This is a genomic window from uncultured Bacteroides sp., from assembly GCF_902472605.1.
Classification (GTDB): domain Bacteria; phylum Bacteroidota; class Bacteroidia; order Bacteroidales; family Bacteroidaceae; genus Phocaeicola.
Map to the genome: position 1 here is coordinate 1 of NZ_CABROP010000066.1, position 12,129 is coordinate 12,129.

A 12,129-nucleotide genomic window follows, 5' to 3' on the forward strand; every position below is an offset into this window, starting at 1 on the left:
GCTATGTTCCTATTTTTCAATAAATTATATTTATTCTTATATCGAACTCACGTTAACGTAGGATAGGAGTAGAAAGTTGCGTTTGTTTTGCCGAACATTCCTAACTTCCACATGGAAAAATCCTGCATGGTCACTTGGTAGTCACGCTCTCCTTGTAAGAAGATCATGGGAATGGACAAGGAATAGGCCGTCATGACAGGAGCATATTTGTCCAGGTAGTCCCAATAGGCTTGCGGAGCAGAGGCTTTTACTTGTTGGAATTGCTGGGCGAGAAGTGCCTCGTCTGTATTTCCGTTCAAGGAAGCCAGATAACGCAGTTGTTCTTTGAGGATGTCATCCTGTGGACGGGAAGGAGCGGCCAGCAGAATGAGTCCGTTGACCGACGGGCAGCGTGAAGCGATGAGCGGAGCCAGCAATCCTCCTAAACTGTGTCCGGCTACGAAGACTTTCTGTTTATCCACAAAAGGCAGGGAGGCTGCTAATTGGCAGGCTGAAACCGCATCTACTATTACTTCTTCTTCAGGGGTGATGTCTTTTCCTTCCGGAACGGAGGCTTTCCCATATACATACGTACGTTTGTCATAGCGAAGTACGGCTATACCTTGAGCGGCCAGTCCCCAGGCAATATCCCGGTAAATCTTGTTGGGACCGATACTTCCGTCTCGGTCTTGTGGTCCGGAACCATGCACTAAGATGACAATCGGAAGACAGGTCTTTCCTTTCGGACGGGTAAGGGTACCAGGGAGTTTGTAATTTCCGGTAACTACTTCAACGGGTGATTCTTCCAAGTGTATGCTGTCGAACGGGACGACCAACGGTTTTTCTTCTGGAGGAACCGGGAGCAACCGGAGTCCGCTTACTTTGTTTTCGGTATTGAAGGCTATCAGAAAGCGTAACGGAGCGCGTTGAAATTTCAAATCAGTATAGTAGACCACTGTACCGTCGATGGCATCTTGTTTCCATTTTTTCTCCTTTTCCAATGGACCAATTTGTTGCTCTACTTGTGCCCACATGTCTTTTAACTGCGACAAAGGAACGGCCTGCTGCATCTTGGCATCGAAACAGGCATAGATACTGTCGCTTTGGGCGTTTTTCATCCACCGTAGAATGTTTGCAGCTCGTTGCAGGTTGGTTTGTTGGGCGTGGAGGTGGAGAGATAGCAACATTACACAAATTAGGGTCGATAGAATTTTTCTCATGGTAGAGTTTATATTTTCAAACAAAAATAATAGATATAGATCAGAGGATTTTCCTTTAAATGTTATATATATTAAAAATGGAAATAAATAAGTTGGTTTTATATTGTATAGTTGTTAAAAATAATTGATTTATAGTCTTTGTTTTTATCAACTTTAATTTAACGTTTGCTTGATAATAAAGAAAATCTATATATTTGTGACGCAAAAACAATAAATAAAACTAGATTGTAGCCTTAAAAAGGCAACTCTTTTTATAAACTTATCATAAAACTAAACTTATCAGGTGGATTGTAAAGGCGAATTATAGGTCTTGTTATGCATCTGAATTTGAGACTTTAACTTATTAAACTTAAATCTATGACTAAAGAGCATTTAAAATCATTAAGTGCATTTTTGCTTTTGTCGGGGCTTCCTTGCGGGCTTATGCAAGCTATGCCTGATGTAGAGGCTGTGAAGTTGCAGGTAGTACAACAACAGACTACCTGTGCGGGTTTTGTAACAGATCGTGATGGAGAATCGATTATTGGAGCCTCTGTCGTGGTAAAAGGTACGACGAATGGTACTATCACGGGGCTTGACGGAGAATTTAACATTCCGAATGTGAAAAAAGGTGATATTATTACCGTTTCATATGTCGGTTATGCGACCCAGGAAATTGTGTGGGATGGCAATCCGTTAAAGGTAGTCCTAAAAGAGGATACAGAGACTTTAGAGGAGGTTGTAGTTGTGGGTTATGCTACAGTAAAGAAGGCCAATCTGACAGGAGCTGTTTCTGCTGTGGACGATAAAGTCTTGGCTGATCGTCCGATTGTAAACTTAGGACAAGGACTTCAAGGTACAATTCCCAACCTGAATGTAACGACGAGTGGGAAGCCGGGAGTCGGTTCTTCATTTAATGTGCGTGGTGAAACGTCTATTAATGGAGGTTCACCGTTGGTTTTGGTGGATGGAGTAGAAATGGACCCTAACTTGATCAACCCACAGGATGTAGCGAGTGTTTCAGTTTTAAAGGATGCAGCTTCAGCTTCGATTTATGGTGCACGTGCCGCGTATGGCGTTATTTTGATAACAACCAAAAGTGGTCGTAAGAATATGCCTACTCGTGTCTCTTTCGATGCTTCTGTTTCGTTTAATAGTCCTACAACTCGTCCCCGTTACATGAATTCGATGGAATATATGACTTGGATGAATGCAGCCGGGCAGACCACCAATGGACGCAACATCTTCAGCCAGGAGGAGATGGAACACATAGAGGCGTACTATAATGATCCGGTAAACAATTCTCCAGTGTTTGTGGCTACAGATCCGAATAGTTGGCAATATGCGAATTCTCAGGCTGGAAAATATGCTTATTGTGGAAATACGGACTGGATGAAAGAAATGTACAAGAAAAGCTATCCGGTACAAAAGTATAATGTCAATGTCAATGGAGGTAGTGATAAGGCTACATATTATACTTCAGTAGGATATACTGATCAGGGATCGCTTTTGCGGTATGGCAATGAAAGTTTCCGTAAATTCAATATGGTAAATAATATCAATTATGATATTAATGATTGGCTTCATGTTTCAATGAAAACGAGCTTTATCCGTACGGAACTGGATGGTATTGTGCAGGACAGGGCGCATGGAGAGAATTGGATTGGCAATGATACACAGCCCTTGATGCCGGTAAAGCATCCGGATGGAAACTGGTCTGGACAGGGTAATTATACGAACTTTGCAGCAATATTGACCGATGGAGGTGCACGTAAAACAACAAAGAATGATTTTTGGAATACATTAGCCTTGAAACTGACTCCGCTCAAGGGTTTGACGCTTAATATGGATTATACATTCAATTATTATGCGGAACATATAAAAAATCATTTGCAGTCATTTGATGAGTATGGTATAGATGGTAAGTTTTTGCAAACTTTCCAGTGGACAAATCCAAATTATGTGTATGAGCATCAGCAAAATGATACATATAATGCATTTAATTTGTTCGGAGACTATGAAAGAACTTTCGGCAAACATTATTTTAAAGTGATGCTGGGTTTTAATCAGGAGACCAAGCATACACGGGCGTTTTATGCACAGCGTGAAAATCTTGTATCTAATGAACTTCCTTCAATGGATGCCGCTACAGGAGAAAAATATGTGGGAAATTCGGATGATAGTTGGGCCACAAGAAGTGGTTTTTTCCGTGTGAATTATAGCTTTGCAGACCGTTATTTATTGGAACTGAACGGGCGGTACGACTTGTCTTCTAAGTTTCCAAAACACAATCGTGCAGTGTTCAATCCTTCGTTTTCCTTGGGATGGCGATTGTCTGAAGAAAGTTGGTTTAAAAATATTACCCATAATATTTTTGATGAATTGAAGCTTCGTGCTTCTTATGGTAGCCTGGCTAATCAGGCTTTGGATAATGGCTGGTATGTGTATTTGTCGAATTATTCTACAGGGCAGAACAGCTATTTGATGGGAGGCAAGAAGAATTCGTATGTGTTACCTGGAGCTTTGGTCAGCAATATTGTGACATGGGAAAAAGTGACCCAATGGGATTTAGGATTGGATTTTGCGGTTTTGCAGAGTCGTTTGCAAGGTACATTTGATTATTATCAGCGTGCTACAACAGGAATGCTGGGACCTGGCAAGATATTGCCGGCAATTTTAGGTGCTGCAGAGCCTGAGGAGAATGCAGCAGATATGGTGACTCGTGGTTGGGAATTGTCTTTGACTTGGAATGATCAGCTGGAAAACGGATTGCATTACAGTCTTGGATTTAACTTGTCGGATACAAGAGCTGAGATTACGAAGTATGATAATCCTACAAAATCATTGTCGAGTCCTTATTATGAAGGACAGATTATTGGTGATATCTGGGGCTATGAGTCGACTTTATTCCAGACGGAAGATGAAATAAAGCAAGCCCCCGACCAGTCAAAGGTAGATGGAGCAATCAACAAGATTCCGGGGGATATAAGGTTTATGGATGTGAATGGCGATGGAGTTGTTGATAATGGAAATAACACGGTGGATAATCCCGGGGACCAGAGAATTATTGGAAACAATCGCGCTCGTTTCCGGTACGGGTTTAATATATCTGCCGACTGGAAAGGTTTTGACTTGGGCATTTTCTTCCAAGGTGTAGGAAAACGGGATATTATGCTTCCTAATACATTCAAGTGGCAATATGGAAGTCAATGGCAGGTACCGGTTGCGGTGGCAAATGATTATTGGACTGTGAATAATACCAGCGCTTGGCTTCCGGTAGCTCGATTCAATGGAGGTACAGCCATTGGACGAAACCAGACTCGTTATTTGGTTAATGCTGCGTATTTGCGCTTGAAATCTTTGTCTTTTGGTTATACGCTTCCAGTAGCCTTGACTCAAAAATGGGGTATCCAAAAGTGCCGTATTTATTTTACGGGTGAAAATCTGTTGACATTCAAGCATACTCCGGAAGGATTTGATCCGGAATTATCTGATCCATATAGTTATCCGCAACAGAAGTCGTTGTCGGTAGGGATGAATGTCGTATTTTAACTATTAGCTGATTAATGATTATGAAGATTCAATATTTACTTTATATGGCTGCGGCCTTGTCGTTCACAAGCTGTAACGATGCTTTTTTGGACAGATCTCCACAAAGTTTGAATGATGAAACATTTTGGAAGTCTGTCAGTGACTTGAAAACTTTTGCCAATGCGTTTTATAATACATTACCTGGTGGAGTAACAAATTTAGGGGATGAAGACAGTGACAATCAGATTTCATTCGTGCCTAACTCCTTTTTGTGGGGACAGTATACTGTTCCTACGGAGGGTAGTGACGATGGAAGGTGGACAAAAGCATCATGGCAGAATATCCGGCAATTGAATTATTTTATGACTCATTATAAGCGGGTAAATGCGTCTGAGGAAGAGATGAATCCGTATGTGGCGGAGATTCGTTTCTTCCGGGCATTAGAGTATTTTGAAAAAATCCAGACATTTGGTGATGTGCCTTGGCTTGAAAGTGAACTGACTATAGATAGCGAAGAACTGTATGGCAATAAAATGCCAAGAAATGAAGTGGCAAAGAAAATTGTGCAGGACTTGGAGTTTGCAGTCGAATGGTTGCCTGAGAAAGGAAAGGAAGAAAATAATCGTTTGAATAAAGATATAGCTCGTCATGTGATGGCCCGTGTTTGTCTGAATGAGGGAACTTATTATAAGTATCATAAAGAACTGGGATATGATGCGGATGTGGTAGGTCTGTTACAGAAAGCAGCTGACGCGACAGATGCCCTAATCGCTTCTTCGCATTATGAAATCTATAAAACTGGACATCCGGAAGCCGATTATTATAATCTTTTTGTGATGGAGGATAAAAGTAGCTTGAAAGAGGCGATTCTTTATATTGACTATGCGACTGCGTTACGTGAACATAATGCTTGCCATTGGCTGCGGAATGCAAAGAGTGGATGGTCGAAAGATTTTGCGGATTGCTTTTTGTATACAGATGGAAAACCTGCATCGGCTACCTCAAAGGCACATGTGCGTAATAAAACGATGGCTGAAGAAGCACAGGATCGTGACCCACGTTTTAAGCAGTTGATTTTGACCGGAGATGCACCCTATACGATGACCGTGGATGGCGGTATGACTTTTATTACTAAAGATGAGGACTTTGTGAGAGCAGATTGTCCCAGTGGTTATTGGGTGCGTAAATATTTCACTCCCGATCCTTCACAGGATATTGAGGCTAAAGGTACAATTGATGGCATTGCTTATAGGTATGCAGAAACATTACTTGTGAATGCAGAAGCTAAGGCGGAACTGGGAACGATTACACAAGAGGATTTGGACAAGACGATTAATCAGTTGCGTAAACGTGTCGGAATGCCTGATTTAAAGCTGGCTATTGGGTTTGTTGATACTGATTGGCCCAACTGGGGATATGATTTGTCACCTTTGCTGCAAGAGATTCGCCGGGAACGTCGTGTGGAGTTGGCAGGCGAAGGTTTCCGGTTTGCAGATTTGAAGCGTTGGAAAGCCGGAAAATTGTTGGAGAATAGCCAGACTTATATGGGAAAATATGTCAAGGGTGAGGATGGACAATTCCATCAAACGGTAATTTATGAAAATTATGCATCTCCAGAGAAAGCCCGCAAGTGGGACGACAAGATGTATCTGTATCCAATTCCTACAGGTGAATTGCAACGTAATCCGAATCTGTTGCCGCAGAATTCAGGCTGGTAATCAATCTTTCTTTTATAAATTAAGAACTTCTCTCGCACAGGAAAATTTCTTTTGTGTGAGAGAAGTTTTTTTGTATCTAAGTGTTCATCTCTCTATAGGTTATAGTCACTGAAAAATAGTAGATTTAAATGCCTGTATAACTATGACAATGAATTGTCTGTAAGTTGACAAAAATGAACCATGGGTAAATTCTTTTTTTATTGGACTTGAAGCATAATATTGATTTGGAGAAATTTAGTACACTATTTTCGCCATATTGACTTTCTTTCTTTATGTATGTTTGGCGATATTTGCCTCTAAATTAAGAATGAAACGTCATGAAACAAGAAACTGTGAATTCACGCCCTCAGAAGGGAAATCCGTTTGTGACCTTTTTATGGATCATATTGATTGTCTTATTTTTGAATTGGTTGATTTTCCCGAACTTGACGGGGCAAAAAATCAAATCCACTGATTATGGAACTTTCATAGAAAAGATGGAGGAAGGGTCAATAAAAGAGGTGATGATTAAATCCGGACAGATTTATTTTACGGTAGCCGATAAAGGAGATGTCACGACTTATCAGACTGGAGAGATAAATGATCCGCAGTTAGTGGACAGGCTGCTGAAGGCAAAAAGTCCGAATAAGGATGGTAAGGTAGCTTTTACAGAGATTGTCCCTGAAGAGAATTCTCCTTTTTTGAATTTTATCTTGATGTGGGTACTACCGGGGCTGTTGTTTTATGTAATTGGAAAGCGAGCCAGTCGAAGTATCCAGGCCCGTATGGGAGCTGGGGGTAATTTTATGTCATTCGGAAATGGAGGGGCTAAGATTTATGCGGATGCAGAAATCAAGACAACATTTGCCGATGTAGCCGGACAGAACGAAGCGAAAGAAATGCTGAAAGAGATTGTGGAATTTCTGCATAAGCCACAGAAATATACGGATATAGGTGCTTCGTTACCTAAGGGAGCTTTGTTGGTGGGGCCTCCGGGAACGGGAAAAACATTGATAGCACGTGCGGTAGCCGGAGAAGCGAAGGTGCCTTTCTTTGCTATCTCGGGTTCCGAGTTCGTGCAAATGTTTGTGGGAATGGGAGCCGCAAAAGTACGCGACCTTTTCAGACAGGCAAATGAGAAAGCTCCTTGTATTATTTTTATTGATGAAATAGATGCCATTGGCAAACGACGGGACAGTGGACTGGGAGGAAACGATGAACGTGAACAGACGTTGAACCAGTTGTTGACGGAGATGGATGGATTTGACGGGAGGAAAGGAGTCGTGATATTGGCAGCCACGAATCGCCCGGAGGACTTGGACAAGGCCTTGCTTCGCCCAGGGCGTTTTGACAGACGTATTCAAATGGAATTACCTGACCTGGAGGGACGGAAGGCGATTCTGAACGTGCATCTGAAGAAGGTAAAGCATGAGACGGTAGATATAGATATCGTGGCTCGTGCTACGGCGGGTACGTCGGGTGCGGAATTGGCCAATATTGTCAATGAAGCGGCATTGAGGGCGGTTCGCATGGGAAGAAGTGCAGTGACTACCGAGGATTTGGAAGAAAGTGTGGAAACCGTGATAGCGGGTGCACAGAAAAAGGGAAAGGTTGTTTCTGCGGAAGAGAAGAAAATCATAGCCTACCATGAAATAGGACACGCGTTAGTGGCTGCCATGCAGAGCCACTCGGCACCGGTACATAAGATTACGATTATTCCTCGCACTTCGGGAGCACTCGGATATACCATGCAGGTGGAGAGTGGGGAACAGGTATTGATGAACAAGGAAGAGTTGTTCAATCGGATTGCAACCCTGACAGGTGGACGGACGGCAGAGGAAGAAATTTGTCACGTTGTGACTACGGGGGCTTCAAATGATATTGAGCAGGCTACTAAACTGGCCCGTGCAATGGTCACTCGTTATGGAATGAGTGATAAATATGACATGATGGGACTGGAGACGGTGAATAATGTCTATTTGGGAGGAGATACTTCGCTCACTTGTTCTGCTGAAACGGCAGCCAGCATTGACCAGGAAGTGCTTGAAATGATTCAGAAAGCACATGAGAAATCACGTCGCCTCATTCAGGAAAATCTGGATGTGATGCATGAGGCAGCTTCTTTCTTGCTGGAAAAAGAAACCATTACCGGTGAGGAGTTCATGCATATTCTGCATCAGTCGGGTAAGCTGTAATGGCTGGTGATTCTTTTGGGGGGGAGAAGCGTAATAAAGAGGTGGGAAAGAGAAAGCCTGAGAAAAAATTACGAAGGCGGAAATAATAGAAGGGATGAATGAAAAGAGGTGCGAGATAAAATCTTATTTTTGTCACCGACAAAAGAATGATGGTTGAATCTCTTAAATTTATATTATTATGATAGCACCTGTTTATGCTGCAGCAGAAAATCGCTACGAGTGTGGCATGCAGTATCGTCGTGCCGGACGAAGTGGAGTGATGCTGCCCGCCATTTCACTGGGATTATGGCATAATTTCGGGGACGTGGATACACTCTCGCTCAGCCGGAAAAAATTGCATTATGCCTTTGATCATGGAATTACACACTTTGACTTGGCCAATAATTACGGGCCGTCGTATGGCTCGGCCGAGGAGACTTTCGGACAGATAATAAAATCGTCATTGGCTCCTTACCGGGATGAACTGTTTATTTCTACAAAGGCGGGACACGACATGTGGCCGGGCCCGTATGGCAACTGGGGATCCCGCAAGCATCTGATGGCCAGTTTGGACCAGAGCCTGAAACGGATGAACCTGGAATATGTGGATGTGTTTTATTCGCATCGGTATGATCCGGAAACTCCGCTGGAAGAAACACTTCAGACGTTGGTGGATATCGTACACCAGGGAAAGGCTTTGTATGTGGGTTTGTCCAAGTATCCTTTGGAAGCCTATTTGTTTGCCAGTCGTTACCTGAAGGAACGGGATGTGCCTTGCTTGTTGTACCAAGGGCGTTACAGTATGTTGGTGCGTGAGCCGGAGTCACAGGGAATCTTGAAGGCGGTAAAAGAAAATGGTGCGGGGTTTGTGGCCTTTTCTCCTTTGGCCCAAGGGCTTCTGACTAATCGTTACTTGAACGGCATTCCGGAGGACTCCCGTATTGCCCGGGGTGGCTTCTTGAAAAAAGAGGCACTTACACCAGAAGTCTTGAGAAAGATTCAGGCATTGAACGAACGGGCACGTATGCGCGGACAGTCGCTGGCTGAGATGGCATTGGCCTGGTTGCTGAGAGATACATCGGTCACTTCCGTGTTGGTTGGAGCCAGTTCCGTGGAACAGTTGGGCGACAGTTTGAAAGCGTTGGATAATCTTTCTTTTGTGGAAGATGAGCTTCGGAGCATTGATGAGATTCTTGCGTAGGCCTTTAATCTCGTGTGTTTGAGGGAGAAAGGAAAGTGTAAAAAAGTGGGCTGTCTGTTTGTTAAAACAATTTAATTATAGACAGCTCACTTTTTTGGATATGAACATTCCGTTAAATTTGCTCCTTTGAAACACACTTGTTTTTATATATGGATGAAATAATCATTATTATCGGGTTGATAGTACTGAACGGTATTTTCGCCATGTCCGAGGTGGCATTAATATCAGCCCGAAAATCCCGGTTGTCGACCGACGTAAAAAAAGGTAATAAATCTGCTCGCGTAGCATTAAAACTGGCAGGGGATCCAGATCGCTTTCTTTCTACCGTCCAAATCGGAATTACATTGATAGGTATCTTGACCGGTATTTATTCAGGAAATAAAATTGCGGTTGATTTGACCAATATATTGGTTTCGTGGGGAGTGTCTGCTACTTACGCTTCCGGACTGGCGCAGGGGATTATTGTCGTTATCGTTACTTATCTGACTATCATTTTTGGAGAATTGGTTCCGAAACGTATCGGTATGAGTATGGCCGAAAGAATGGCCAAGCTGGTGGCTCGCCCGATGAATGTGCTGGCCAAGATTGCCTTGCCGTTTGTCTGGTTGCTTTCAAAAAGTACGGAATTGATTTTCAATCTGCTGAATATTAAGGAAGCCGATAATAAGGTGACAGAAGAGGAAATCAAATCGATTATCAAGGAAGGAGCGGATGACGGAGAAGTACAGCCTGTGGAACAGGACATCGTGCAGCGTGTATTTCTGTTGGGTGATTTGAAGGTTGGCTCCATTATGACGCACAAAAGTGATATTGTTTCGCTGGAAAGCACCATGACGGCTGCCGAAGTGAAGGAGGTGCTGGTGAAAGAATTGTATGAATTTTATCCGGTAACGGAAGACGGAGACCTGGATAAAGTGAAAGGGGTAGTCAATCTGAAAGATTTGGTGTTGCATCTTCCCGAAAAGGATTTTAACCTGCCTGCGTTGGTGCATGAGGCTACTTTCTTTCATGAAAACATGAACGTATACAAGGCGTTGGAACAGATGAAGGCGCAGAAAATAAGTCGTGCACTGGTCTGCGATGAGTTTGGGGCCTGTGTGGGAATTATCACATTGCGTGATATTCTGGAAGGTTTGGTCGGTTCTATGGACGATGCCGGAGAGGAACCGGATATCATTAAACGAATCAATAAAGAGGGTTGGCTGGTGGATGGCCAGTGCCCGTTGTATGACTTCTTGTGCTATTTCAACCGGCAGGACTTGTTGGAAGATGTAGACTACCATACGGTTGGAGGATTGATTCTGCAATATTTGCAACATATCCCTCAAAGTGGCGAAACGCTGGAATGGAATAATTTCGTATTTGAGGTAGTGGATATGGATGGAGCTCGAATCGATAAAGTGTTGGTGACAATTCCTTCTTCGGAAGAGGAAGGTGAGTGTGAGTTTTGATTTTGCATATAATTCGTGACTGAAAGGCTTTCCTGGCTTTAGCTTGGGAAAGCCTTTTTTTGTTAATAGGATTGAATGCGCTGCTCTCCTTGGTTAATATGTGTTGTAAAACATGATTTTCCGGCTGTATTCTTTGTGGTTTTCCCGGGAATGCTTACTTTTGCACTGTGTTTTTCATAGTATTAGATTTAAGGTTAACAAAGGTTGGAGTTCAGCGGAACTCCTTTTTTTATGTCCGTAGGTGAGGTTTCCTTTTTTTCTGTTTGCTGAGCCGTTCTTTTATTTGTTCGTTTTTCCGTCAGTTTTTCTTCAAGCCGTTTCTTTTGTTTTTCTTTGTAAGCGGCTGCTTGTTCTTCCTTGTAAGCGTCCCATTTGTTTTTCAAACTCTCCGTTTTTTCTCCTTCAAGCGTTCCGTATTGAAGAAATGCCGGTGAGATAATTCTCCGTTACCTTTAAGTTTTCTATGTTTCCGGTATGAGAAACGTATGTTTCCCTGCCGAGAAACGTACGTTTTCCAGGGCGGAAACCTACGTTTTCCGAGAGGAAAACATAGAAAATGCCGGGAGTCTCTAGAAAAAATGTGCTGGCGGTGCGAGTTTTTCAGGTCGTTATTTGTCATGCCGCCTGCGAAAATCACGGATTTTATGGCGGACTGGTGACTCCGTTTCCTGCGTTTTCGGGCGTTTTTCCGTTTTTTGGCCTTCGTGCAGGAAAGTTTCAGGCAGGATTTTTCCGTGTTTTGCTGTTTTTTGTGCCGACTCGGCGTGCATCTTTGCCTTTCCCTTTTACACATGCGCACATATGCGCGTATACGCGCCCGCGCGAAATACATAATGTAGTGTCTTTTCCGTTCCTTTTTGAAAGCATCAAAAAATGTTCACCCACAACCGTCTTGTT

General features: G+C 43.0%; 8 protein-coding genes. 6 read left to right on the plus strand and 2 right to left on the minus strand.

Annotated elements, in window-relative coordinates; all coding sequences use genetic code 11:
• Positions 1 to 47: 47 nt before the first annotated feature.
• On the minus strand, positions 48 to 1,199 hold the full coding sequence (locus RDP42_RS11975; protein ID WP_308763868.1) for an alpha/beta fold hydrolase: 1,152 nt from the start codon (positions 1,197 to 1,199) through the stop codon (positions 48 to 50).
• A gap of 357 nt (positions 1,200 to 1,556) precedes the next feature.
• Between RDP42_RS11975 and RDP42_RS11980 the strand changes: the two genes are divergently transcribed.
• From RDP42_RS11980 to RDP42_RS12000, 5 genes are all read left to right on the plus strand, one after another.
• Positions 1,557 to 4,730, plus strand: coding sequence for a TonB-dependent receptor (locus RDP42_RS11980; protein ID WP_308763869.1), 3,174 nt, complete (start codon positions 1,557 to 1,559; stop codon positions 4,728 to 4,730).
• A 20-nt stretch (positions 4,731 to 4,750) separates the two neighbouring features.
• Positions 4,751 to 6,427, plus strand: coding sequence for a RagB/SusD family nutrient uptake outer membrane protein (locus tag RDP42_RS11985; protein ID WP_308763870.1), 1,677 nt, complete (start codon positions 4,751 to 4,753; stop codon positions 6,425 to 6,427).
• A gap of 317 nt (positions 6,428 to 6,744) precedes the next feature.
• Positions 6,745 to 8,601: an ATP-dependent zinc metalloprotease FtsH gene (gene ftsH / locus RDP42_RS11990; protein WP_308763871.1), complete on the plus strand. Its 1,857-nt coding sequence runs from the start codon at positions 6,745 to 6,747 to the stop codon at positions 8,599 to 8,601.
• A gap of 178 nt (positions 8,602 to 8,779) precedes the next feature.
• Positions 8,780 to 9,781, plus strand: coding sequence for an aldo/keto reductase (locus RDP42_RS11995; protein WP_308763872.1), 1,002 nt, complete (start codon positions 8,780 to 8,782; stop codon positions 9,779 to 9,781).
• A 149-nt stretch (positions 9,782 to 9,930) separates the two neighbouring features.
• Positions 9,931 to 11,232, plus strand: a complete 1,302-nt coding sequence (locus tag RDP42_RS12000; RefSeq protein WP_308763873.1) for a hemolysin family protein — start codon at positions 9,931 to 9,933, stop codon at positions 11,230 to 11,232.
• Between the two features lie 194 nt (positions 11,233 to 11,426).
• Here the strand turns inward: RDP42_RS12000 and RDP42_RS12005 are convergent, their stop codons facing one another.
• On the minus strand, positions 11,427 to 11,615 hold the full coding sequence (locus RDP42_RS12005; RefSeq protein ID WP_308763874.1) for a hypothetical protein: 189 nt from the start codon (positions 11,613 to 11,615) through the stop codon (positions 11,427 to 11,429).
• 173 nt (positions 11,616 to 11,788) lie between these two features.
• Between RDP42_RS12005 and RDP42_RS12010 the strand changes: the two genes are divergently transcribed.
• On the plus strand, positions 11,789 to 12,129 hold a 341-nt coding region (locus tag RDP42_RS12010; RefSeq protein WP_308763875.1), incomplete at its 3' end, for a hypothetical protein.